General features: G+C 59.8%; 19 protein-coding genes. 5 read left to right on the top strand and 14 right to left on the bottom strand.

Translation table 11 applies throughout. The features are described from left to right. The first annotated feature begins 364 nt into the window (after positions 1–364). The 4 genes from pgaA to pgaD are packed head-to-tail and all read left to right on the top strand — an operon-like array spanning position 365 to position 6,557. Positions 365–2,767, top strand: a complete 2,403-nt coding sequence (gene pgaA, locus ACT3IC_RS03510; RefSeq protein ID WP_236560465.1) for a poly-beta-1,6 N-acetyl-D-glucosamine export porin PgaA — start codon at positions 365–367, stop codon at positions 2,765–2,767. Positions 2,768–2,776: 9 nt separating this feature from the next. Next, positions 2,777–4,792: a poly-beta-1,6-N-acetyl-D-glucosamine N-deacetylase PgaB gene (pgaB, locus tag ACT3IC_RS03505; RefSeq protein WP_103178578.1), complete on the top strand. Its 2,016-nt coding sequence runs from the start codon at positions 2,777–2,779 to the stop codon at positions 4,790–4,792. Further along, entirely contained in the window at positions 4,789–6,123 is a 1,335-nt protein-coding gene (pgaC, locus tag ACT3IC_RS03500) for a poly-beta-1,6-N-acetyl-D-glucosamine synthase (RefSeq protein WP_156654043.1), read from the top strand. Before pgaB ends, pgaC begins: the two co-directional genes overlap by 4 nt. Continuing rightward, positions 6,120–6,557, top strand: a complete 438-nt coding sequence (gene pgaD / locus ACT3IC_RS03495; protein ID WP_159339756.1) for a poly-beta-1,6-N-acetyl-D-glucosamine biosynthesis protein PgaD — start codon at positions 6,120–6,122, stop codon at positions 6,555–6,557. Before pgaC ends, pgaD begins: the two co-directional genes overlap by 4 nt. Before the next feature lie 44 nt (positions 6,558–6,601). On the opposite strand, the gene ACT3IC_RS03490 is transcribed toward pgaD, so the two are convergent. The 4 genes from ACT3IC_RS03490 to ACT3IC_RS03475 are packed head-to-tail and all read right to left on the bottom strand — an operon-like array spanning position 6,602 to position 11,342. Then, on the bottom strand, positions 6,602–8,101 hold the full coding sequence (locus ACT3IC_RS03490) for an FGGY family carbohydrate kinase (RefSeq protein ID WP_473476216.1): 1,500 nt from the start codon (positions 8,099–8,101) through the stop codon (positions 6,602–6,604). A gap of 14 nt (positions 8,102–8,115) precedes the next feature. Further along, the gene (locus tag ACT3IC_RS03485; RefSeq protein ID WP_473476213.1) at positions 8,116–9,534 is read right to left on the bottom strand and encodes an L-fucose/L-arabinose isomerase family protein; all 1,419 of its coding nucleotides are present in this window, start codon (positions 9,532–9,534) and stop codon (positions 8,116–8,118) included. A 34-nt stretch (positions 9,535–9,568) separates the two neighbouring features. Then, complete coding sequence (locus ACT3IC_RS03480) at positions 9,569–10,519, bottom strand: transketolase family protein (protein WP_159339759.1); 951 nt, start codon at positions 10,517–10,519, stop codon at positions 9,569–9,571. Further along, a complete protein-coding gene (locus ACT3IC_RS03475) occupies positions 10,512–11,342 on the bottom strand; it encodes a transketolase (protein ID WP_156654046.1) in 831 nt (276 codons plus the stop codon). The genes ACT3IC_RS03480 and ACT3IC_RS03475 overlap by 8 nt, the downstream gene beginning before the upstream one ends. Before the next feature lie 296 nt (positions 11,343–11,638). Here ACT3IC_RS03475 and ACT3IC_RS03470 point away from each other — a divergent pair, with 296 nt between their 5' ends. Next, positions 11,639–12,592 (top strand): sugar-binding transcriptional regulator, encoded by a 954-nt coding sequence (locus ACT3IC_RS03470; RefSeq protein WP_103178585.1) that lies wholly within the window; start codon positions 11,639–11,641, stop codon positions 12,590–12,592. A 108-nt stretch (positions 12,593–12,700) separates the two neighbouring features. On the opposite strand, the gene ACT3IC_RS03465 is transcribed toward ACT3IC_RS03470, so the two are convergent. The 10 genes from ACT3IC_RS03465 to hypB form a co-directional block, all read right to left on the bottom strand. After that, positions 12,701–13,789, bottom strand: coding sequence for an ABC transporter permease (locus ACT3IC_RS03465; protein ID WP_159339760.1), 1,089 nt, complete (start codon positions 13,787–13,789; stop codon positions 12,701–12,703). A gap of 1 nt (position 13,790) precedes the next feature. Continuing rightward, positions 13,791–15,317, bottom strand: coding sequence for a sugar ABC transporter ATP-binding protein (locus ACT3IC_RS03460; RefSeq protein ID WP_180210766.1), 1,527 nt, complete (start codon positions 15,315–15,317; stop codon positions 13,791–13,793). Next, on the bottom strand, positions 15,317–15,925 hold the full coding sequence (locus tag ACT3IC_RS03455; RefSeq protein ID WP_103178587.1) for a DUF2291 family protein: 609 nt from the start codon (positions 15,923–15,925) through the stop codon (positions 15,317–15,319). Before ACT3IC_RS03455 ends, ACT3IC_RS03460 begins: the two co-directional genes overlap by 1 nt. Positions 15,926–15,936: 11 nt before the next feature. Continuing rightward, positions 15,937–16,878: a D-ribose ABC transporter substrate-binding protein gene (locus ACT3IC_RS03450; protein ID WP_156654048.1), complete on the bottom strand. Its 942-nt coding sequence runs from the start codon at positions 16,876–16,878 to the stop codon at positions 15,937–15,939. A gap of 135 nt (positions 16,879–17,013) precedes the next feature. After that, entirely contained in the window at positions 17,014–17,658 is a 645-nt protein-coding gene (gene entD / locus ACT3IC_RS03445) for an enterobactin synthase subunit EntD (protein ID WP_473476209.1), read from the bottom strand. A 57-nt stretch (positions 17,659–17,715) separates the two neighbouring features. Next, a complete protein-coding gene (flhA, locus tag ACT3IC_RS03440) occupies positions 17,716–19,800 on the bottom strand; it encodes a formate hydrogenlyase transcriptional activator FlhA (RefSeq protein WP_473476206.1) in 2,085 nt (694 codons plus the stop codon). Between the two features lie 51 nt (positions 19,801–19,851). Continuing rightward, positions 19,852–20,862, bottom strand: a complete 1,011-nt coding sequence (gene hypE / locus ACT3IC_RS03435; RefSeq protein WP_473476203.1) for a hydrogenase expression/formation protein HypE — start codon at positions 20,860–20,862, stop codon at positions 19,852–19,854. Then, on the bottom strand, positions 20,859–21,980 hold the full coding sequence (gene hypD, locus ACT3IC_RS03430) for a hydrogenase formation protein HypD (RefSeq protein WP_103178592.1): 1,122 nt from the start codon (positions 21,978–21,980) through the stop codon (positions 20,859–20,861). The genes hypE and hypD overlap by 4 nt, the downstream gene beginning before the upstream one ends. Then, positions 21,980–22,258 (bottom strand): HypC/HybG/HupF family hydrogenase formation chaperone, encoded by a 279-nt coding sequence (locus ACT3IC_RS03425; protein ID WP_103178593.1) that lies wholly within the window; start codon positions 22,256–22,258, stop codon positions 21,980–21,982. The genes hypD and ACT3IC_RS03425 overlap by 1 nt, the downstream gene beginning before the upstream one ends. Then, positions 22,249–23,121 (bottom strand): hydrogenase nickel incorporation protein HypB, encoded by an 873-nt coding sequence (hypB, locus tag ACT3IC_RS03420; RefSeq protein ID WP_473476200.1) that lies wholly within the window; start codon positions 23,119–23,121, stop codon positions 22,249–22,251. The genes ACT3IC_RS03425 and hypB overlap by 10 nt, the downstream gene beginning before the upstream one ends. Position 23,122: the final 1 nt, after the last annotated feature.

The raw sequence follows: 23,122 nt of genomic DNA, 5'->3' as shown, positions 1-23,122 counted from the left end.
CTGAGTGTGCAGAAGAAGTCTGATACGAAAGGGTGAAATTAAGATGAAAAGCACGCTTCGGCGTGTTTTTTATTTTATGGATTGGTAAAACTTCAGCGTGGCTGCTAACTTTTTTGAGCGGCGTTCAGGTCCTTTTTTTAAAGCAAATAGTCTTTTATTGAATAATGATAAATACGAAGAAAGTATGAGATTTTAAATTTTCCGGTGCTTTTTAGTTTCTTGTTTAGCTATTGCATTTTCGTCATCTTTTAGCCATGAAAAAATGAAAGGCTCATGTTAAAACAGAGATAAAGGGATAGCTATGCTCAGAGTTTCCTGCCCCTCTTGCGTTATTAATCCCTTGCGTTCGGGACGATATTTATTAATGGTGAGCATGTTATTCCCGACATGGGTATACGCTGAGATGTCGACCTACGACGAGCTTATTATTCAGGCGCGGGATGGTGACCGCCAGCCTTTATTGCAATACCTGGCCGTTCGGGAAAAGGAGACGCAGTTAACAGCGGGAGAGATTGCTGACTGGCTTCAGGTTTCCTCATGGGCTAATAATGATGCGGAGACGCTGGCGGTATGGGAGCGTTATCGCCAACACATGGCCATCCCTGCCAGAGGGCAGGTCGCTGCCGCCCGCGCGCTGCGTAACCAAAAGCAGTGGAATGCCTCGCTGGCCGTCTGGGAAAGCGTTCTGCAAGATGAACCCGGCAATAGCGACGCCCGCACCGGCTGGATAATGACGCTCGCAGATGCCCATCGCAACGAGCAGGCCGTCACCGAAGCCCGGCGCTGGGCAGACGAGGAGCCGGGGCCAGAGAGAGAGGCCCTGCTGGCTTATGTTTATCATGCTCAGGGGAAAAACTGGGATTCTGTACTGGCGGCCAGCCACCTCGATACCGATTCAGACCGCAACAAAAACGTGGTGCCCACGCTGTTGGCTGCGATGTCGGCCAGCCGCATTGCGGGCCCTGCGCTGACCCTTTCAGAGCGCTTTCCGCAGCCTGATGCCATTAAACGTCAACTTGAACTGGATGCGGCGGCGCAAACCGTCCGCGCTGCGTTCACGCCCACCCGCAATGAAGATGAACGATTTCTGGTGGCAGATAAAGCCCTGGCTCGCTATGACGCGCTGATTGCCGCATGGGAACACCTTCCCGAGGCGCAAGCTGATGTGCGACGCGCCAGAATTGACCGGCTGGGGGCGCTGGTTATTCGTAAACGCATGGCGGAAGCGATCGCCGAATTTGAATCGCTTGAGGCGAACGGAACGCCCGTGCCTGACTACGCCAGAAGATGGGTCGCTTCTGCCTATCTTGCGCAGAAGCAGCCGGACAAAGCCGAGTCGCTGCTTGAAAGCATCTATTTTCCGCGTGGCTCGACCCTGGCATCCACGCCGCTGACTATGGACGATCAGCAGGAACTGCTCTATGCCCGTCTCGATAACAACCATTTCGACGAAGCGAAGCAGCAACTGGATGACTACAGCAAAGAGAGCCCTTACCTGCGAAAGATCTATGGCTCTCCTACGCCGCAGCCCAATGACAACTGGCTGCTGGCCAGAACCTTACAAACCGAATATCTGGTGGCCGTTAATGATTTGCCCGCAGCCGAGAAGCATGCGGAGCGGTTGGCGCGCACAGGATCGGGTAACCAGGCACTGCGTATTGCCTATGCCTCAGTGCTGCTGGCGAGAGGATTACCGCGTGCCGCAGAGGGCGAACTTAAGCTTGCTGAAGTCATTGAACCCAGCAACCTGGCGCTGGAAAGGCAGCAGGCATGGACGGCCATGGAGCTACAGGAGTGGCAACAGGCCGAGGAACTCACAAAAGATGTGGTCAGCCGTAGCCCGGATGATGCCGCCACGTTGCAGCTTGAACGACTGATGGCGGTGCATAACAAAGCGGAACTGCGGATAGCCGGATCTCAGGGCATCTCATCCGACAATCCGGTCAGTGGCAAAGATGATTTTACCCTCAACACTGCGCTTTATAGCCCGCCTGTTAACCAGAACTGGCGGCTGTTTACCGGCTACAACTTTGCCCGCGGCGAGTTTGAGGAGGGGAAGGGAATAAGCCGGGACCTGCTGGCGGGCGTGGAATGGACCTCAAGGAATAGCTGGGCCGAAATGGAGATCTCCGGGCGCAACGATAACACCGATCAGAAAATCGGCGGACGCCTCTCCGGCTGGTACGATTTCAGCGACAGCTGGCGGGTCGGAGGCTCGGCGGAGCGGTTATCCCGTAACACGCCGCTGCGTGCCCTGCGCAATGGGGTAAACGCCAACGGTGGCGATCTGTGGTTACGCTGGTATCAGAACGAACGACGGGAATATCAACTTTCCCTTTTCGGTGCCCATTTCACCGACGGCAACGATCGCCTGGAGTATGGCATCAGCGGTAAAGAACGCCTCTGGACGTCGCCACGTTTTACGCTGGATTTTATCCCTGGCATCGGCGGCAGCCACAACAGCAAAGAAGATGTGCCTTATTACAACCCCAAACGCGATCTTTCGGCAGTGGCAGGGCTGCGTGCCGAACAGGTGCTGTACCGCCATTACGACACGGTCTGGAAGCAGCAGTTTGAAGCGGGGGCGGGCAGTTACTGGCAAAAAGGGTACAGCGCTGGGGCCATCAATCAGTTTGGTTACGGGCAACGTATTCAATGGAATAACGTAGTGGATGCCGGGGTGAAACTGACCTGGGATAAGCGTCCTTACGACGGGAAGCGGGAGCGCAATATTGCCCTCGCATTTGATCTGAATGTCAGGTTTTAAGGGCGCATCATGATGAAACGATGGCTTCTCGCCGCGAGGGTAATCGTCGGGTGGATGATGATGAGCATGTGTGCACTGGCCGCGGCACCACGTTATCTTCCTCCCGCCGAACGGCCGGCGCTCTATGCGGACCAGCCCTGGCCCAAAAACAGCTTTCTTGTGCTGGCCTGGCACGACGTGGAGGACGGCGCCGCCGATCAGCGCTATCTCTCCGTGCGCACCAGCGCCCTGAACGATCAGTTTGCCTGGCTGCATGATAACGGCTACCACCCGATTAGCGTGCAGCAGGTGCTGGATGCCCATGCAGGAAAAAGCACCTTGCCGGAAAAGGCGGTGATGCTGACCTTTGATGATGGATACAGTAGCTTCTCGACGCGCGTTCTGCCGCTGCTTCGGTTGTTCAGATGGCCTGCTTTGTGGGCGCCAGTCGGCAGTTGGGTGGATGCACCGGAACATTCGCTGGTGGATTTTGGCGGACTCAAGACGCCGCGGGAAAAATTTGCCACCTGGAAGATGGTACGCGAGGCGAGCGAGTCGGGGCTCGTGGAAGTGGGTGCGCACACCTGGGCATCCCATTACGGTCATCAGGCCAATCCGCAAGGCAGTCAGGAGCCCGCAGTCGCTAACCGTTTCTACGATAAAACCCGCGGGCAGTACGAAACGGATGCGCAGTTTGAAAAGCGTATAAATGCCGACCTGGCGCGTATTACGGGCAAAATCAAAGAGGTCACCGGGAAAGCGCCGCGCGCCTGGGTCTGGCCCTACGGTGCGGCGAGCGGAACAACGCTGAAGCTTGCGCATCAGCAGGGCTACCAGATGGCTTTCACCCTAAACCAGGGGCTGGCGAATGCCGCCAGGCTGGAAGACGTTCCCCGGGTGCTGATTTCCAACAACCCTTCGCTGCGTAGCTTCGCCAGCCAGATAGCTCAGGTCAGAGAACCTGAAAACATGCGGGTTATGCATGTCGATCTCGACTATGTCTACGACAAAAACCAGGCTCAACAGCGTAAAAATATCGATCTGCTCATCCAGCGTGTTTTCGATATGAAGATCACCCATGTCTTCTTACAGGCCTATGCCGATCCGAAAGGGGACGGCAACGTCAATGCGCTCTATTTTCGCAGTCGCTGGCTACCGATGCGGGCGGATCTGTTTAACTTCGTCTCATGGCAGTTACAGACCCGTGCCGGGGTGAAGGTTTACGCATGGATGCCGGTACTGGCGTTTGGGTTAGACCCCTCGGTGCCTCGCGTGGCGGCATGGTCGCCAGACAACGGACGCATTGCGCCAGATAACCAGCATTATTTGCGCTTATCACCCTGGAATGCGGTTGCCCGGCAGAGAATCAACGACATCTACGAAGACCTGGCGCGCCATGCCAACTTCAACGGCATCCTGTTCCATGATGACGCTTTTTTAACCGACTTTGAGGATGCCTCCCCGGATGCGCTCAAAGCCTATCGTGCAGCAGGCTTCCCGGATAACCTCGCGGAGATACGCGCCAATCCGCAACTGCTGGCGCGCTGGACGCGCTTTAAAAGTCGCGCCCTGATTGATTTTACCCGACAGCTCACGCAAACCGTGCGTGCCGTGCGCGGCCCGCAGATCAAAACTGCCCGCAACATTTACGCCATGCCGGTACTGGATCCGCAGAGCGAAACCTGGTTTGCGCAGAATCTGAATGATTTTCTCAGCACCTACGACTGGACAGCGCCGATGGCGATGCCGCTGATGGAAAATGTCCCGGTCAACGAGGCCAATGCCTGGCTGGACAGACTCGTCGGGCAGGTCGCCCGTTTCCCTGGCGCGCTGGATAAAACGGTCTTTGAACTTCAGGCGCGGGACTGGCGTAAGGGGGCAGGGCAGGACGCTATTAGCGGTGAAATGCTTAACGGGTGGATGCGACAGCTCAAGATGAGCGGTGCCGGAAACTATGGCTACTACCCGGACGATTTCATTAACGATCAACCCCGGATGGCAGAGATCCGTTCTGCTTTTTCCTCTTACTGGTATCCGCAAAAATGACCGATCGCCTCATCGCCTTCCTGATCCTTTGCCTGATGTTCAGTTTTCCGCTCGGCGTGGCGGTGATTTTTACCGGTGAAGTGATCCTTAATTTCGTCTTTTTCTGGCCGCTGTTTATGTCGGCCCTCTGGATAAGCGGTGGGCTTTATTTCTGGCTTCACCGCGAGCGCCACTGGCCGTGGGGGCCGGGCACACCGCCCCCTACACTCGCAGGCAATCCGCTGATTTCCATTCTTGTGCCCTGCTTTAACGAAGGGCTGAATGCACGCGAGACTATTGAAGCGGCGCTGGCGCAGCGTTATGAAAATATAGAAGTGATTGCTATCAATGACGGTTCTATAGACAACACCGCGACCGTGCTGGACCAGTTAGCGAGTAAATATTCGCGGCTGCGGGTGATTCACCTGGCGGAAAATCAGGGCAAAGCGGTCGCCCTGCAGGCAGGTGCCGCGGCGGCGCGCAGTGACTTTCTGGTGTGTATTGATGGTGATGCGCTGCTGGACAGAGATGCGGCGGTGTATATGGTCGCACCGCTGCTCAATCACCCTCGCGTGGGGGCCGTGACCGGTAATCCGCGTATCCGTACCCGTTCAACGCTGATTGGGCGAGTCCAGGTGGGGGAATTTTCATCTATCATCGGCCTCATCAAGCGTACCCAACGCGTCTATGGTCAGGTCTTTACCGTTTCCGGTGTCATTGCCGCTTTTCGCCGTCGCGCCCTGGCAGAGGTGGGGTACTGGAGTCCGGATATGATCACGGAAGATATTGATATCAGCTGGAAGTTACAGCTGCGCCATTGGTCAATTTTCTTCGAACCTCGGGCGCTGTGTTGGATTTTGATGCCCGAGACGCTGAAGGGGCTCTGGAAGCAGCGTCTGCGCTGGGCGCAGGGGGGCGCGGAGGTGTTTATTGTCAATATGCGTCGGTTGTGGAGCTGGGAGTACCGGCGCATGTGGCCGCTGTTTCTTGAGTTTTGTATGTCAACCGCATGGGCCTTTGCCTATGCCGTCAGCATCCTGCTGTTTCTCATCGGGCTGCTTATTCCGATGCCCGATTCTTTATATGTTCAGCACCTTTTCCCACCGGCTTTTACTGGCCTGATGCTGGGCGTGGTCTGTCTGTTGCAGTTCGCGGTCAGTCTGTTTATTGAACGACGCTACGAGAAAGGTATTGCGGCGTCACTGTTCTGGGTTATCTGGTTTCCGGTGGTGTACTGGATGTTGAGCCTGTTCACTACGCTTGTGGCTTTCCCGAAAGTGATGCTGCGCCGTAAACGCAGCAGAGCGCGTTGGGTGAGTCCCGATCGCGGTATTGGGAGATTAAAACCATGATCCAACCATTAATTTTTACTGAACAACGGCTGTTTCCACGCGCGCTCGATTTGCTGTTAACGATCGTTGCCTGGCTGGGGTTTAGCTGGCTGATTTACAGTGGTCTGATAAGCGCGATTGAACATGATCCGTTTATGGGGACCAGGCCGTTCTACACCACGCTCAGTACGTTGAGTATCTACCTGCTGGTGGCCTGTCTTATCGATCTGGCGCTGATCGCCTGGGCAAAATATAACCAGCTGCGCTTTCGTGTTGAACGTCGTAAGCGCCGGCCTGGACTTGAGCGCCATGAAGTGGCGGCAAGTTTCAATATCACTCCTGAACTGGCGCTAATGATGAACCAGGCCCAGGTTTTTACCCTCGCCCATTATGATACGGGGGCAATAGACCGCGTGTGGATGGCGAAAATTCTTGCTGACGTGCGAAGCGAGTAACGAAAAACCGTGCCCCGTCTGGCGTATCACCAGACGGGGCATTTTTACCGCCGCACCCGGGCAACCGTCTCCTGCCAGGCCTGCCAGCGGGTCTGTAGCCGGGCGTGACGCGCCATGTCCGGCGTAAAGGTGACATGCTCCGGCAGATACTGGCGCAGCTGGGCGGTGGTCAGGTTAAACAGCGCCTTACGCGCCAGCAGTGCCGCCCCCATCGCTGAAAGTTCCGCCACGTCGCTGCGCATCACCGGGCAGCCGAGAAGGTCCGCCTGGTACTGCATCAGCCAGTCGTTTTTTGTCGGCCCGCCGTCCACCATCAGCGCGTTCAGGGTAAAGCCCGGATGGGCGCGCATCGCCTGCACCACGTCGGCAATCTGATAGGCGATCGACTCCAGCGCCGCGCGGATCAGGTGCGCCCGCTTCACGCCGCGGCTCAGGCCGTGGATCATCCCGCGGGCATTCTCATCCCACCAGGGGGCGCCAAGGCCGGTCAGCGCCGGCACAAAATAGACGCCGAGCGTGGAGTCTACCGAGCGGGGGAGGGTGTTGAGCTCATGGATAAGCTCCGCCTGCGACAGCTCGCTTAGCCCGGTGCTGTCCGCCATCCACGCCACCGCGTCGCCGGTGTGGGGGATATTCCCCTCCAGCCCGTAGACCAGCGTCTCGCCGTCGTGCCAGGCCACGGTGGTGGCCAGGGCGCTCACCTCGCTGCGGGCGGAGGCCACCGGCGCCATCACCGACGAGCCGGTGCCGTAGGTCGCCTTCACGCAGCCTTCCGCCCCCAGACCGTGGGCAAAGAGCGCGGCGTGGGAGTCGCCGATCATCGCCATCACCGGCAGGCCGTCCGGAATGGAGGGGCAGCCGCGGGTGTAACCAAACAGACCGCTGGAGGGTTTAATCTCCGGCAGGGCCGCGCGGGGGATGCCAAACAGCGCCAGCATCTGCGGGTCCCAGTCGGCGGTATGCAGGCTCATCAGCTGGGTGCGGGCAGCGTTGGCGTAATCGCAGCTAAACGCTTGCCCCTGGGTCAGGTTCCACAGCAGCCAGCTGTCAACGGTGCCGAGGCAGATCTCACCCCGGGCGGCACGCGCTGCGCCGTCGGGGATGTTATCCAGCAGCCAGCGCATTTTGGAGGCAGAAAACAGCGGCGCGATGGGCAGGCCCGTGGCCGCTCTAATCTCCGGGCCGTGGCCCTGCTCACGCAGCTGGTGGCAAAAGGCCGCGGTGCGGGAACATTGCCAGCTCAGCGCCGGGGCAATGGGTTTGCCCGTTGCCCGCTCCCAGCCCACCACGGTTTCACGCTGATTGCTGATCGCCAGCGCCGCCACTCTCTCTACCCCGACGGTGGCCAATGCGCGGGCCACCACCTCCAGAGAGGCCTCCACCAGCAGGTTGGCGGATTGTTCAACCCAGCCTTCGTGGGGCGTCTGGATTGCCAGCGCCCGGGAGAAGCTCGCCACCACATGCCCGCTGGCATCCAGCGCCACCGCTTTGGCATTGGTGGTGCCCTCGTCGAGGGCGATGATAATGTCCTTGTTCACCGACATAGCGGCCTCCAGCCTTAACGATGAAAGTAAGTTGAGACGCCAAGGTAGCGGGTAAAGGCTTCATACAGGATCTCCGCGCTGGCGGAGTGGTTCATCGCCACATGATGCTCAAAACCGTTGCGGCAGATCCAGTTCAGCAGGTTCTCCAGATGCGGCACCTGGATCACCGCCCGGCAGCCCACCGTGTCGAGCGGATCGTCCACCGACTGGCCCTGGCCCACGTAGGCTTTAATTTCCCCGGTCAGATCGTCGGTGCTCAGGCGGAAGTAGGTCAGCGGCCCGCTTTTCAGACGACCATGCACCGCGCCGCAGGTGTTCTCTTTCCCGACCGTGGTGCCGATGATGTCGGCGGTGCCCATATGCGGGGATTCAAGGCTTTCGGCGGCGAAGTTACCGCAGTGGAACAGCACGCACTTGTCGCGCTCGTCGCCGAAGTTATTGTTCCAGTCGGCAATGGAGGCCGGGTTCATATTGCTGCTGGCCAGGGCGTACATAGAGAGGGCGCCCATCACGTCCACCTCGCAGGCGCTCGGCATCAATTGCCCGGACATGACGCTCATGATCGAGCAGACGTTAATGCCGAGGTTCTCCTGCAGCGAGGTCCAGCACTGGATGGCGGTAGTGTCGATGTCGTTGGCGACCACCCACTCGCTGATCACCACAAACAGCTTCGCCATGGTCACCAGCTTGTCGGCCGGAATACGGCTGGCGTCGGCGTTATCGATCAGGATCCGCCGTTTTTCATCCACGCGGATGTCATCGTCGCGCAGGGTTTTGATCCGGGTAAAGACTTCTGACAGGTCGAGCGTCTCCACGGCGATGCCGAGGCGTTCGAGCAATTTTTCGCTGTAGCGCACGGTGTTAAAGCCCGCCGGACGGGCACCGATTGCCCCCACGCGCACGCCGCGCATGCTGCTCACCACGCGGCAGACCTGTTCGAAACGCTGCAGATCCTGCGCAAACACCTCACCGTTGAGGGCGCAGACGTGCTGGGTGGTCAGGGTAAAAGGAATGCCGTACTGACGCAGGTTGTTGCACAGGGAGATCTTGCCGCAGAAACTGTCGCGGCGGGTTGCCAGCCCCATTTTATCGAGGTTGTCCTCCTCGGCCTGCACCAGCACCGGCACGTTCAGGCCGGAAAGACGCAGGGTCTCGGCGATGGCTTTTTCATCGCCAAAGTTAGGCAGCAGCACCACCACGCCGTGAATGCTGTCGCGGTGGGCGCGAAACAGCTCGGCGCAGGCTTTCGCATCCTGACGGGTCTCCACGCCGCCGAGTTCGGTCTGGCTGGGATCGAGCATAATGGTGTTAATACCCAGACGGCCAAAGAGGGCGATCGCCTGCTCGCGCGCTTCCGCTACCAGATAGCTCGGGAAGAACCCCCGGTTGCCGATGACCACGCCCATTGTCAGTTGTTGAGGAATTCGGGACATTGCTTTTCTCTCCAGTAAGATGTTGTTGTTATTTTCAGCAAACCTGTCGCGTCAGCATTTCCCGGGCGTGCTTCACCACCCCGGCGACATCAATCTCGTGGCGTGCCCGCGTTGACGCTCTGTCGGCAGCAATCGCGTATTGTCCATCCGGGATCCCCAGCCGTTTCAGCGGCACGGCGCATCCCGCTTCGGCCAGCACTTCCGCCACCAGGCTGCCGACGCCGCCGTTGACGTTATGCTCCTCGACGCTTACCACTGCCCTGCACGGGGCAAGGGCGGCCAGCAGCTGTTGGGTATCACAGGGACGAATAGATGGAATGCTGATAACAGTGGCGTCAATACCTTCTTCCGCGAGTTGTGCAGCAGCTTCCACAATTTCATGTACCGTCGAGCCCATCGCCACCAGCGCCACGTCAGGGCCTGCGCGCAGGACGTCAATCTTGCCCGGCGTAAAACGGTAGCTGTCGTCATGCAGTTCCGGCAGGTTTTTCCCGTCGAGACGGATATAGACCGGGCCCACATGATCGAGGGCGTAATCGATGATCTGGCGGCACTCGTTCGGGCTCGACGGGGCGTAAATTTCGATATTGCCGAAGCCGCGCATGATGGCGATATCGTCGATGCTGTGGTGGGTGCTGGCGAGCGGGCCGTAGCTGGCCCCCGCGTTCAGGCCGAACAGCTTGACGTTGGTGTTGTTGTAGCAAATGTCGACTTTGATCTGCTCGTTAGCCCGCGAGATCAAAAATGGCGCGGCGTTGCAGGTGACGGCGATCTTGCCGCCGATTGCCAGACCGGCAGCGGCGCCCACCAGCGTCTGCTCAGCGATGCCGACGTTGACCAGGCGGCCCGGAAAACGCTGCATAAAGGGGGCAATTTTCGCCGTGGAGGTGGAGTCCGCCACCACCGGCACCAGGTCCACGCCGCGTTCAACGGCGTCAATAAAGGCATTCACCATCACCGTGGCGAGGTGTTCGCTATTACTCATCTTTCAGTTCCTCCAGCGCCAGTTCAATCTCTTCCCCTTTCGGCACCCGGTGGTGCCATTCAGGCCGTCCCTGAATAAACGAAATTCCCGCGCCCTTGGTGGTGTGGGCGATCACCACATGGGGTTTGCCGTTGGGTTTCAGCCCTTCCAGGGTGGCGACCACGTCCGCCATGTCGTTACCGTTGCAGGTGGTCACCTCCAGGCCGAACGCTTTCCATTTCTCATCCAGCGGATCGGTATTGAGGATCTCTTTGGTGGAGCCCGCCAGCTGGAGGTTGTTTTTGTCGTTGATAATGAACAGGTTATCCAGCTGATAGTGGGCAGCGACCAGCGCGGCCTCCCAGTTGCTGCCTTCCGCCAGCTCCCCGTCACCGGTCACCACAAACACCCGGCGCGCGCTGTTGTTGCGTTTTGCCGCCAGGGCGATCCCCACGGCCACTGGCAGACCATGCCCCAGCGCGCCGGTATTCAGCTCAATCCCCGGCGTTTTATGTTTCACTGGATGGCCCGGCAGGTGAGAGTCGGCATGCTGATAGGTGGCGAGCCACTCAACGGGGATAAACCCGGCCTCGGCCAGCACGCAGTAATAGCCGCCCACCGCGTGGCCCTTCGACTGGATATAGATATCGCGTTCATCGCTATCCTGAAGCGCCGGGGAGCAGTTCAGAATGCGGAAGTAGAGGGCGGTGAGCAGTTCGACCTGCGACAGATCGGCCCCGGTGTGGCCTCCCGCCGGGCTTTCGGCATTCAGCACGATGATCCGGCGACGAATCGAGCGCGCCCGGGTTTCAAGCTCCGCGATGGAGAGCGAAAACGGATTCATAACATACCTCCTGAATTTATAATCTGTTGTGAATAATTATTCCAGCCGGGTAAGTTATTTCCCTGTTCTCTCTGTCAGAGCAGGGATTTATAACCGCTTTGAATATATATTCAATGCTGATTTATTATTCATGTAATGTAAGATATGCCCAGTCAGGAGGTTTGTCTACGGTTTGAGCGGGCAAATTTCGAAGAAAGGAGAAAAGGATCACATTTGCCTGGCGGATCGGGCGGGCGCTTGCTTGTTAAATATTCAGTGATGAATAAAAATAACGACAGCCGATTAAGGGGAACGTTATGTCGAAACAGGATGAACAGCGATTGCTGGTGAAGATCGCCACACTTTACTACAGCGAGAATAAAAAGCAGTCCGAGATTGCCTCGCTGCTGCACCTCTCACAATCCTTCGTGTCGCGGGCGCTGACGCGTTGCCAGAAAGAGGGGCTGGTCAAAATTACCGTCGTTCAGCCTACCAATATTTTTGTCTCGCTGGAAAAGGCGCTGGAGGAGCAGTACGGCATCCGCCAGGCCATCGTGGTGGACGTGGGCGAGAGCCCGTCCAGTGCCCAGATCAAGCACGCCATCGGCAGCGCGGCGGCGCACTATGTCGAAACCCGCCTGCGTCCGGAAGACCTGGTGGGGATCTCCTCCTGGAGCAGCACCATCCGCTGCATGGTGGATGAGATGCACCCGCAGAATATCCGCGCCGCGGGGGTGATCCAGCTCCTGGGCGGCGTGGGTCCCAACGGCAACGTGCAGGCGACCATTCTTACCCAGCAGCTGGCGGCGCACCTTGGCTGCCCGGCGTGGCTGTTGCCGTCGCAAAGTATTGAGCACTCGGTAGAGGAGCGCGCCCGGCTGGTGAGCAGCCCGGACGTGGCGGCGGTGGTGAGCAAATTTGCCGAAGTGGATGTGGCGATTGTCGGCATCGGCGAGCTGGAGCCGTCGCAGTTGCTGAAGAACTCCGGCAACTACTACAACGAAGAGATGCTCAAACTGCTGGCCGAACGCGGGGCGGTAGGGGATATCTGCCTGCATTACTACGATGCGAAAGGCGAGCCGGTGCTGAGTGCCGAAGAAGATCCGGTGATTGGTATGGAGCTGGCGCAGATCCGCGCCTGCCCACAGGTAATCGCCCTGGCGGGTGGGGAAGAGAAACGTAACGCCATTCGCGGGGCGCTGGAAGGGAAGTATATCGACGTGTTAATCACCGATTACCCGACGGCGCGGAGTTTATTGAAGACATCGTAAGCAGTGCATTTTGCCCGGCGGCGGCTTCGCCTTGCACGGGCCTACATGTTGTGCCGTTGTAGGCCGGGTAAGCGTAGCGCCACCCGGCATAAACCCCGCACAATGTCGCTACTTTCCTTCCATCACCGCCTTCTGCGCCACCACCGCCGCTTTCTGCTGCATCCGGTTTTGCATCTGGTCGATAATCACCGCCACGATAATCACAATCCCTTTGATCACCATCTGCCAGAACTCGCTCACCCCCATCATCACCAGGCCGTCGGCCAAAAAGCCGATGACGAAGGCGCCGATCAGGGTGCCGAGAATGGTGCCGCGGCCGCCAGCAAGCGAGGTGCCGCCCAGCACCACCGCGGCGATGGCGTTCATCTCAAAGGCGGTGCCGTTGGCCGGATGGCTGGCTAACAGCTGGGCGGAAACCACAATCCCGGCGATGGCAGCGCAGAACCCCGACAGGGTATAGACCAGCACTTTCACCTGCTTGACCCGCACCCCGGAGAGTTCTGCGGCGCGCTCGTTATCGCCGATGGCGTAGACGTGGCGGCCAAAGGGCAGGCGGCGGGCGATGTAGGCGATGACCAGCGCCAGCACGATCATCATCCAGATGGCCCACGGAATGCCGAGGAACGTGCCTGCGCCAATCTCATCAAAGCCGGTATTCCCCAGCTGCGGGTTACCGGAGAGCCCCGGGAAGGTCTGGCCGTCGGAGGTCAGCATCGACGCGCCGCGCAGCACGTACATGGTACCCAGCGTGCAGATAAAGGGCGCGACGTTATAGCGGGTGATGATCCAGCCGTTCACCGCCCCTATCAGTGCGCCGATCAGCAGCACCACGGGCACAATCACCCACACGCTCGGGAAGATGGCGATGCCAAACATCGGCAGCACAATCCCTTTGGTGATCATCCACCCGGCGATCATCCCGCACAGCCCCAGGGTAGCGCCGATGGAGAGGTCGATCCCGGCGGTGATGATCACAAAGGTGATCCCCAGCGCCAGGAAGGCGTTGATGGCGATATGTTTAATCATGATCACCAGGCTGCCGGTGGAGAGAAAGCCCGGCACGGTCATGGTGAAGAAGCCGACAATCAAAAACAGCGCAATGAAGGTGCGCATTTTCAGCAACAGCAGCAGAACATTTTCCCGGGAAAGCGAGGCCCCTTTATGCGGCGCCAGCGCGACAGACTGTGTCGTTTTCATCTTAGAACCCCTGAGCACTTGCGGTTACCAGTGCCGACTCTTCGGCCCGATCGCGAACAATATCGGCGGTCAGTTTGCCGCCGGACATCACCAGAATGCGGTCAGATACCGCCATAATCTCTTTCAAATCCGAGGTGGAGAAGACCACCGCGATCCCCTCCTCAGAGAGCTGCACCATCATGCGGAATACGTCCGCTTTGGCCCCCACGTCGATGCCGCGGGTCGGCTCATCAAGGAAGAGCACCTTCGGGTTGGTCAGCAGCGAGCGGCCAATCACCACCTTTTGCTGGTTGCCGCCGCTGAGCGCCTGGATCTCTACTTCCGGGGTGGAGACCTTAATCGACAGGTTGCCGATGGTGCTGGCGACGACCTGCTGCTCCGCCTTTTGCGCGATGGCAAAGCCGCGCTGCAACCGACGCCAGAGGCTGGCGATGGTCAGGTTGCTGGCCACCGACGAGCCGGGGAAAATGCCGGTGCGTTTGCGGTCTTCCGGCACCAGGCTCATCCCCATGCGGATACGCTCGGCGGTGGTTAAGCGCTGGGGCACCGGTTTACTGTCGAGCCACAGCTTGCCCAGATAGTTGCGCTCGGTGCCGAGCATGCACTCAAAAAGCTCCGTGCGTCCGGCCCCCATCAGGCCGTAGATGCCGACGATCTCCCCGGCTTTGACCTGGAAGCTGACGTCGTTGACCACCGTATTCCCGGCTGCGTTGACGCAGGTGATGTGCTCCGCCTCCAGCACCGGCGCGCCGAAGGTGCGGCCCGGCTCAAGGAAGTTACTCACCGGGTCGCTGCCGAGCATCTCGCGCACAATCCACGGCACGTCGATATCCTGCACCTTCGCTTCGGCCTGGAATTTGCCGTCGCGCAGAATGGTGATCACATCGCCTATCGCCATCAGCTCTTCCAGGCGGTGGGAGATATAGATGATGGAGACCCCCTGACGGGTCAGCTCGCGGATCACCCGAAACAGGATCTCCACCTCGGTTTTACTCAGCGCCGAGGTGGGCTCGTCGAGGATCAGGATGTCGGCATCCTCGGCCAGCGCCTTGGCGATCTCGATCAGCTGCTGCTGTCCCACCTTCAGGTTGCCCACCAGTTCGCGAGGGGAGATAGGCTGATCGAGGCGTTTCAGCAGCTCCGCGGTGCGGGCCTCCTGTTCTGCCTCGTTGATCGGCGTTACCCCTTTTTGCAGCTCGCGGCCAAGGAAGACGTTCTCCGCCACGTTGAGGTTCTCAAACAGGTTCAGCTCCTGGTGTACCATGCCAATGCCGTGGGCGGCGGCATCCCGGGTACTGGCGAACGAGACCTGTTTGCCGTTGAGCCACATCTCGCCGAGGCTGGGCTGCTGGACGCCAGCGAGGATCTTCATCAGCGTCGATTTCCCGGCGCCGTTCTCGCCGATAATCACGTTCACTTTGCCGCGCCAGACGCGGTAATCGACCTTATCCAGCGCCACGGTGCCGGGAAAGAGCATCGAGATGCCGCGGGTGCTGAGGATAATGTCGTCTGCCGGGGTATCGCTCATCACGGCGTCTCCTGTTTCAGTTCCAGCGCTGCCGCCTCATTCGCCTTGCCGCCCGTCAGGGTGGTGGCGAACAGCACGGTGGCATTTTTGCCGCTCCAGCTGTCGTCGATTTTCGGCAGATGCTTCGCCGCCTCGCGGTTGAGGGCGCGGGAGAGCTGGGCATACTGAACCTGGTTGGTAAATTCATCGAAGCGGAATCCGGCGGCGTCGCGGATGGCGTTGCCGCGCATCACCGGCCCGCTCTGGATCTCCACCGGCTGGCCGTTCACCGTCATCACCAGCTTCTGCTCACGCGCGTTGCTGGCATCCACGCGCTCCACCTTGCCGGTAAGGCGCACGAAGACGCTCTGCGGTGTGGCTGCGGGCGTGTTCAGCTGGGTGGAGAGGGCGCTGGCGTCCAGGGCATGATTTTTCGCGGCGTCGAGGATCCGCGGCTGCCAGGTTTGTTGCGCGATCTGCTGTGGGGTCTGGTTGTCAAAGCTCGCTTTGGCGTTGGGATCGGCAGGCATGATCGGCTTGCCGTTCTCATCCAGATCCACCACGGTGCAGGCCGTCAGCAACAGGGCGGCTGCGCCTGTCAGCGCGGCGCCCCATTGTGTTAATCGCATACTGCCTCCGCTTATTTGCTGAGGTTAAACAGGTTCAGCTTGCTGGCGTTGGATTCGTCGATGAGCACGCAGTCCATCAGCTGCTTCTCATCTTTTTGCGCTTTGCCGTTTTTCAGGTAGTAGTCGGCCTGCTCAACGGCCATCTGCGCCTGCTGCCAGCCTGGCTGCAGCACCGTGGCTTTGATGTTGCCGTTCTTCAGGATCGAGTCGCGGGTGTAGTCGCTGCCGTCAAAACCGACCACAATCACGTTGTTCTTCCCGGCGGCCTTCAGGGCGGCTTCGGCGCCCAGCGCCATGGTGTCGTTACCGGAGATCACGCCCACGATATCGGGGTTGGTCTGCAGGATGGCTTCCATACGGGTGAAGGCTTCGGTCTGGCTCCAGTTGGCGGTCTGCTGCGCCACCATTTTCATCTCCGGGTAGTCGTCGATCACATCGTGATAGCCCTGGGAGCGCACGTGGGCGTTGGTATCCGACGGACGGCCCAGCAGCTCAACGTATTTCCCTTTGCCGTCCAGCAGCTTGACGAATTTCTCCGCACCGAGCTGCGCCCCCTGATAGTTGTTCGAGACAATCTGCGCTACCGCCACGCCGGTTTTGTTGATTTCACGATCGATCAGGAAGGCAGGGACGCCTGCCGCTTTGGCCTTCTCCAGCGGACCGACGGTGGCATCCGCCCCGGCGTTATCCAGGATGATCGCTTTCGCCTTACGGGCGATGGCGGTCTCAATCAGCTGGTTTTGTTTGTTCACGTCATCGTCGTGCGAGGCGACAAGGGTGGTGTAACCCAGCTCCTTTGCCTTCGCCGCCGCGCCGTCGGCTTCAGCCTTGAAAAATGGGTTGTCGTGTGAGGGGGTAATAATCGCAATGAGTCCGTTATCGGCGGCAAACAGGGAACCGGAAGCGGCGATCATTGAGGCCAGTAAAGCGGATTTTACAAAGGTCGTGTTCATTCTTTTTCTCCACATTGAATATTTATTCAATAATGATTTATTATTCAATGTAACGATAAGACTGCCTGATAAAACTGTCTACGGTTCAAGCAGCTAATTTGTCTAAAAGGAGAAAAGGATCACGATCCTGAGCAATTATTCATCACAGATCAGCGTCACCACCGTCGCGTCTGTATGGAGCCAGTGCGCGGTAAATACCTGATTTTGTGTGAAGGGAGGAAGCGGGCGGGTCAGCATTAAGGTCAGCGCGTCGGCGGTCAGGGAGGTGACGCGCGCGCACTCAAACCCCATCCACGCCTGTACCTGAGGGAAGAGCGCTTTGAACAGGCTCTCTTTGGCGCTAAAGGCCAGGGTGAAGGCGAGCGCGAAGGGAAGGCCGCAGTCGGCCAGCACGTGGGCTTCCGCAGGATCAAGCACCCCATCCTGAATCTCACGCGCTTCGTTTTCCGCAATAATCGCTTCGCAATCGATTCCTACCAGGCCATTATCGCGACAAATCGCTACCGCCTGCGTGCCGCTGTGGGAGAGGCTACCCCGCACCCCGGCAGGCCACAGCGGTTCCCCGCTGCTGCCGATGCCGGGAATGACCTGCCGGTTGAGGGCATGAAAGGCGGCAATGCGCCCGGCCAGATGGTCGGCTTTGCGTTTGCGTCCGGCGTCAGAGAGCTGGTGATGGTGCGGCAGCCAGAGCAGATCGGCCTCGGTGAAGGTGGCGGGATCGAAGGTGACGCGGTGAATGGTCTCTCCGGCGAGAAGAAATGTGGCGTGGGTGGTCTGCATGTTCTTCTCGCGGTGGACAAAAGGAGCGCTATCTTAACCTGTTTGCGGCCCGGTTGCTCAAAGGAGGGCGTTTTTGTCGATCCCCAGACGCTTCATGCGCGACAGCAGGGTGGTGCGTTTCAGCCCCAGACGCTGGGCCGCGCCTCGCGGTCCGGCGATCACGCCGTTGGTCTCTTTCAGCACCCGCACAATGTGCTGATACTCCTCCTCGCCTTCGCGAATTTCGCTCACCACGGTCTCCGGCGCGGCACTGCTGGCGCGATGAAAATCGATATCCGGCATCGAAAGCTGCAGGACGTTGCCGCGGGTGAGCAACACGGCACGCTCAATCACGTTTTCCAGCTCGCGCACGTTGCCCGGCCACTCCATCCTGCTGAGCTGGCGCAGGGTCTCCGCCGGAATGCTGTCGATGTTGCGCCCCAGACGGTGGGCAATCTTAAAGGTGAAGGATTTCACCAGCAGGGGAATATCTTCCGGGCGTTCGCGCAGCGGCGGCAGGAAGATCGGGAAGACGTTAAGACGATAGTAGAGATCGCTGCGGAATTCGCGGTCGGCCACCATCTGCGTCAGATCGCGGTTGGTGGCGGCAATCAGCCGCACGTCGGTGTGGATGATGCGGTTGCTGCCGAGGCGCTCAAACTCCTGCTCCTGGAGCACGCGCAGCAGCTTGGGCTGGAGCTCAATGGGCATATCGCCCACTTCATCCAGAAACAGGGTGCTTTTGTCCGCCAGCTCAAAGCGGCCAATGCGCTGGGCGCTGGCGCCGGTAAAGGCCCCGCGTTCGTGGCCAAAGAGATCGCTCTCCAGTAGCCCGGCAGGCATCGCCGCGCAGTTCATCTTCACCATCCGCCGGTCGCTGCGCCCGCTCTGGTTGTGAATGGCGCGGGCAATCAGCTCCTTACCGGTGCCGGTCTCGCCGAGGATCAGCACGGTGCTGTTGCTCCGGGCGACCATCTCCACCTGCTTCATCACCGTCATCATGGCGCTGCTGCGGCCAATGATTTCGCCAAAATCGGTGGCAACGTTGTTGATCTGCTCGGTCAGGGCGAGGTTTTCGTCGATCAACCGCTCCTTGAGATGGCTGATTTCCCGGTAGGAGAGGGCGTTATCCACGGCGATGGCGACACGTTCGGCAATCTGGTTCAGCAGCTTCAGATTGGACGGGGTAAACACCTGGGCGTTGCACTGCGCCAGCTTCAGGGTGCCGAGCACCCGGTCGCGGAACATCAGCGGGAACAGGCAGAGGGTCTGATCCTGCTCGCCCCACATATCAAACAGCATGCGTTCATAGGGGGCGTGCTGATCCCGGTGATGCAGGTTAAGCATCAGCATCTGCCTGTTGCGCATCACTTTTTCAGACAGGGTGCCCTTTTCATCCACTTCGCTCTGGTCGTGCAGGGGCGCCTCTTTATCGAGATAGTGGGTGGAGTAGACGAGAAGCTTCCCTTTGCGATCGCTGCGCAGCACCATGCTGATGGAGTCAATGCCGAAGTTGCGCTGGATCTCCTGCGCCACCTCCGACACCAGTTCATCAAGGTCGAGCTTCGACAGCACGGCGTTGGTGATCGCCACCAGCAGGCGAAAATCGTTACGCTCCCGCCAGAGCAGGTCGTAGTTGTCGCTGTTGTGCAGCCGCGCCTGGATCTGCTCCACGGCCAGCCCGGCCGCCTGGGTGAGGGTTTGCAGGCGGGAAAAATCGCTGTCGCTCCAGGGTTTCTCCTGGGTGCGCAAAAACTCGCAGCCGCCGAAGATGCGGCCATCGGCGGCGATGGGCGTCAGGCAGTAGTGGGCAAATGAGGGATAACGATCGAGGGCGGCAAGCTGCGGCCAGGTCTCGTTAAAGGTCGCCGCCGTGCAGTGCAGCACGTCCGGGCGGGAAAGCATGCGGCGAAAAGGGCCGCTCGCCAGCAGGGGCTCATCTTCGTAGCGGATATCACAGCCCTGTTCGTCGGTGCTGTAGAGACAGACCCGGCGCGATTCCGACTGCCAGAGCAGAATATGAACGCTATCGGCGAGGTTTATCTGCCGGACATGCTGGGTCAGCGCCTGCGCCAGGGCGCAAAGATCGGTCTGTTGCAGCAGAGTACGGGTAATGTCGAACAATCCGTGATCGACAGGATCGTTGGTGGGTGTATACGACATGCGTTTTATCCAGAGTATCCAGAAAAATAAGAGACGAATGCGCCGCCCGGATCAGCAAATTCGCGGCAGTGGCTCGCTGTGGGGCAAATTCAGCGACCGTTTTACGCCGTATAGTCCGGTAAGTCGTACCCCTTTGTGCTCAACCACCTCACCAATAATAGCGGCGTTCACGCCCAAAGGATGCGCCCGCAGCCGGGCCAGCACCCGTTCGGCCGCCTGGCGTTCCACCACGATAGCCAGCTTGCCTTCGTTGGCGAAGTTGAGCGGGTCAAGCCCCAGCAGTTCGCACGCGCCGCGCACGGCAGGTTTCACCGGCAGGCTGGCTTCTTCTATTTCAATCCCGCAGCCGCTGCTGGCGGCAAACTCATGGGCCACGGCGTTCACGCCGCCGCGGGTGGCGTCGCGCAGGGCTTTGATGCCGGGCTCGCCACGCAGGGCCTGGATCAGCGGCGTCAGTACCGCGCAGTCGCTCTGCAGATCGCCCTCCAGACCTAACCCTTCGCGCAGGTTAAGGATGGTGGCGCCGTGATCGCCGAGCGTGCCGCTCACCAGCAGCACATCCCCGGCCTCAATCTGGCGCATACCCCAGTTTACCCCCTCGGGCACCGAACCGATACCGGCGGTATTAATAAACACTTTATCTGCCGCGCCGCGCGGTACCACCTTGGTATCGCCGGTGACGATGGCAATGCCCGCCGCCGCCGTGGTGGCGGCCATGCTGGTGACGATGCGCTCAAGGGTCGCCATCTCCAGCCCCTCTTCGAGGATAAAGCCGCAGGAGAGCCAGCGCGGGATCGCCCCGCTCACGGCGACATCGTTGGCGGTGCCGCAGATGGCCAGCTTGCCGATATCGCCCCCGGGGAAGAAGAGCGGGTCAATCACGTAGCTGTCGGTGGAAAAGGCCAGCCGGTCGCCGTGGGCGGTCAGCTCGTGCAGCGGGATCCGGGCCTGGTCTTCCTGTTCGTCCAGCAGTGGGTTGGCGAAGGCGCGCATGAAAAGCTCGCCGATCAGCTGCTGCATCGCCTGTCCGCCGCTGCCGTGGGCGAGGGTTATCTGTTTCAACTTTCACACTCCTGAGAACGGTACTGATACCAGGCGCTGCACGCCCCTTCCGATGAGACCATCAGCGCGCCAAAGGCGCTTTGCGGCGTACATTTGCCGCCAAACAGCGGACACTGCGCCGGTTTACAGCGCCCGGTGAGTACCTCGCCGCAGCGCGCCTCGGGATCGTCGCAAATCTGTTGCGCCCGGGGGCGGAAGTGACGCTCGGCGTCAAACTGACGATAGGCTTCGGTGAGATGCACGCCGGAGTGCGAAATCACCCCCAGCCCGCGCCACTCACTGTCGCCTTCAATGCCGAACACCTCGGCGATGGCCGCCTGGGCCACGGCGTTGCCCGCTTCCGGAACGATACGGCGATACTGATTTTCGACCTGGCTTATGCCGGCAATCTTCTGCTCCACCAGCATCAGTACCCCCTGCAGCAGATCCACCGGTTCAAAACCGGCCACCGCCAGCGGGCGCTGATGTTCGGCGGCGATAAAGTCGTAGGCATGGGTGCCAATCACCATGCTGACGTGCCCCGGCGCCAGGAAGGCGTCGATGCCATTTTCCGGCTGCGCCAGCAGGCTTTTCAGCACCGGGATCAGCGTGATGTGCTGGCAGAAAAAGAAGAAGTTCTGCACGTTAAGCGCTTTTGCCTGGCGCAGGGTCAGGGCGGTGGCGGGCATGGTGGTTTCAAACCCCAGCCCGAAGAAGACCACCTTGCGATCCGGGTTCTGCCGGGCCAGCTTGAGCGCGTCGGCGGGGGAGTAGATGATCCGCACATCCGCGCCGCGCATGCGGGCGTCGAGCAGCGAGCCATTTTGCCCCGGCACCCGCATCGCATCGCCGAAGGTGCAGAAGATCACCTCCGGATGGCTGGCGATTTCGATGCAGGTATCGATCCGCCCCATCGGCAGGACGCAGACCGGACAGCCGGGGCCGTGAATAAACTCGATGTTGTCGGGCAGGAGCTGATCCAGTCCGAACTTAAAGATGGCGTGGGTGTGACCGCCGCACACCTCCATAATGCGCAGCGGACGGGCAGCGGTATAGGCCAGCAGCCCGGCCCGGGCCTTCAGGGCCTCGATCAGCTGCATCACCTTTTGCGGGTCGCGGTATTCATCAACAAAGCGCATCAGCGGGGCTCCTCGCCAAACAGCAGCGGGCCAACGTCCGGCTCCACCTCAAACATGTTCTGCAGGGCGGCGAGGGTATCCAGCGCCTCCTCTTCGTTAATCACGCTCATGGCAAAGCCGACATGCACCAGCACCCACTGCCCGAGACGGCTCTGGCCCTTTTCGTCGCAATCGCCAACAAGGGTCAGATCCACATCGCGCAGTACGCCGCACACCTCCACGCTGGCCTGCATGCCGTCATGGATGGCGCTGATCTTTCCGGGAATGCCTATGCACATCGCTGCGCCTCCAGCCAGTCGAGCCAGGCGTCCATCCCGTCGCCGCGGGTGGCGGAGACCAGCAGAATCGCAATCTCCGGGTTCACTTCCCGGGCGGCGGCGAGGCATTTCTCCACGTCAAAATTGAGGTAGGGCAGCAGGTCGACCTTGTTCAGCAGCATCAGCGAGGCGGCGGCGAACATGTGCGGGTACTTCAGCGGCTTATCCTCGCCTTCGGTAACGGAGAGCACCGCCACCTTATGGCGCTCGCCAAGATCGAAGCTCGCCGGGCAGACCAGATTGCCGACATTCTCAATAAACATAATGCCGCCATCCTCCAGCGGCAGGCGCGCCATCGCATCCGCGATCATCTGCGCGTCGAGATGGCAGCCCTTGCCGGTGTTGACCTGGATGGCGGGGGTGCCGGTGGCGCGGATCCGCTCGGCGTCGTTCACCGTCTGCTGATCGCCCTCGATCACCGCGCAGGGTACGCGCTGCTGCAAACGTTTTAAGGTCTCGGTCAGCAGGGTGGTTTTACCGGAGCCGGGGCTGGAGACCAGGTTCAGCGCCAGCTGGTTGCGGGCGCTGAACTGCGCGCGGTTGCGCCGGGCGAGCGCATTATTTTTGCCCAGCACGTCCATCTCGATCTCCACCATTTTGCGCTGGCTGAGGCCGGGCGCATGGGTGCCCGCCTCGCCGTGGCCGTAATCCAGCTGGCCTGCCAGAGGTTCTTTCGGGGTAAAAGCCTGAGCGTCCACGAGGGTGATGCGCAGCGCCGGACGGTGTGCCGGCGCAAAGGGGGCGCTGCGAAAAGCGGAGTGCGGGTTATGCTCATCGCCTTCAATATAGAGGTTGCCCTGATCGCAACCGCAGGTGGTACACATG

It is taken from the genome of Leclercia sp. GHBNCSD, assembly GCF_055805075.1.
Note: the sequence above shows the minus strand (reverse complement) of the source record. Positions and strands in the feature narration are given on the sequence as shown.

Excerpts from the sequence above, each read along its gene's own strand:
- pgaA (WP_236560465.1), top strand. The coding sequence starts at position 365 with ATGGTGAGCATGTTATTCCCGACATGGGTATACGCTGAGATGTCGACC.
- ACT3IC_RS03450 (WP_156654048.1), bottom strand. The coding sequence starts at position 16,878 with ATGAACACGACCTTTGTAAAATCCGCTTTACTGGCCTCAATGATCGCC.
- hypD (WP_103178592.1), bottom strand. The coding sequence starts at position 21,980 with ATGCGCTTTGTTGATGAATACCGCGACCCGCAAAAGGTGATGCAGCTG.
- pgaD (WP_159339756.1), top strand. The coding sequence starts at position 6,120 with ATGATCCAACCATTAATTTTTACTGAACAACGGCTGTTTCCACGCGCG.
- hypB (WP_473476200.1), bottom strand. The coding sequence starts at position 23,121 with ATGTGTACCACCTGCGGTTGCGATCAGGGCAACCTCTATATTGAAGGC.
- ACT3IC_RS03490 (WP_473476216.1), bottom strand. The coding sequence starts at position 8,101 with ATGTCGGTGAACAAGGACATTATCATCGCCCTCGACGAGGGCACCACC.
- pgaB (WP_103178578.1), top strand. The coding sequence starts at position 2,777 with ATGATGAAACGATGGCTTCTCGCCGCGAGGGTAATCGTCGGGTGGATG.
- ACT3IC_RS03480 (WP_159339759.1), bottom strand. The coding sequence starts at position 10,519 with ATGAGTAATAGCGAACACCTCGCCACGGTGATGGTGAATGCCTTTATT.
- ACT3IC_RS03455 (WP_103178587.1), bottom strand. The coding sequence starts at position 15,925 with ATGCGATTAACACAATGGGGCGCCGCGCTGACAGGCGCAGCCGCCCTG.
- ACT3IC_RS03465 (WP_159339760.1), bottom strand. The coding sequence starts at position 13,789 with ATGAAAACGACACAGTCTGTCGCGCTGGCGCCGCATAAAGGGGCCTCG.
- ACT3IC_RS03485 (WP_473476213.1), bottom strand. The coding sequence starts at position 9,534 with ATGTCCCGAATTCCTCAACAACTGACAATGGGCGTGGTCATCGGCAAC.
- ACT3IC_RS03470 (WP_103178585.1), top strand. The coding sequence starts at position 11,639 with ATGTCGAAACAGGATGAACAGCGATTGCTGGTGAAGATCGCCACACTT.
- pgaC (WP_156654043.1), top strand. The coding sequence starts at position 4,789 with ATGACCGATCGCCTCATCGCCTTCCTGATCCTTTGCCTGATGTTCAGT.
- ACT3IC_RS03425 (WP_103178593.1), bottom strand. The coding sequence starts at position 22,258 with ATGTGCATAGGCATTCCCGGAAAGATCAGCGCCATCCATGACGGCATG.
- flhA (WP_473476206.1), bottom strand. The coding sequence starts at position 19,800 with ATGTCGTATACACCCACCAACGATCCTGTCGATCACGGATTGTTCGAC.
- ACT3IC_RS03460 (WP_180210766.1), bottom strand. The coding sequence starts at position 15,317 with ATGAGCGATACCCCGGCAGACGACATTATCCTCAGCACCCGCGGCATC.
- entD (WP_473476209.1), bottom strand. The coding sequence starts at position 17,658 with ATGCAGACCACCCACGCCACATTTCTTCTCGCCGGAGAGACCATTCAC.
- ACT3IC_RS03475 (WP_156654046.1), bottom strand. The coding sequence starts at position 11,342 with ATGAATCCGTTTTCGCTCTCCATCGCGGAGCTTGAAACCCGGGCGCGC.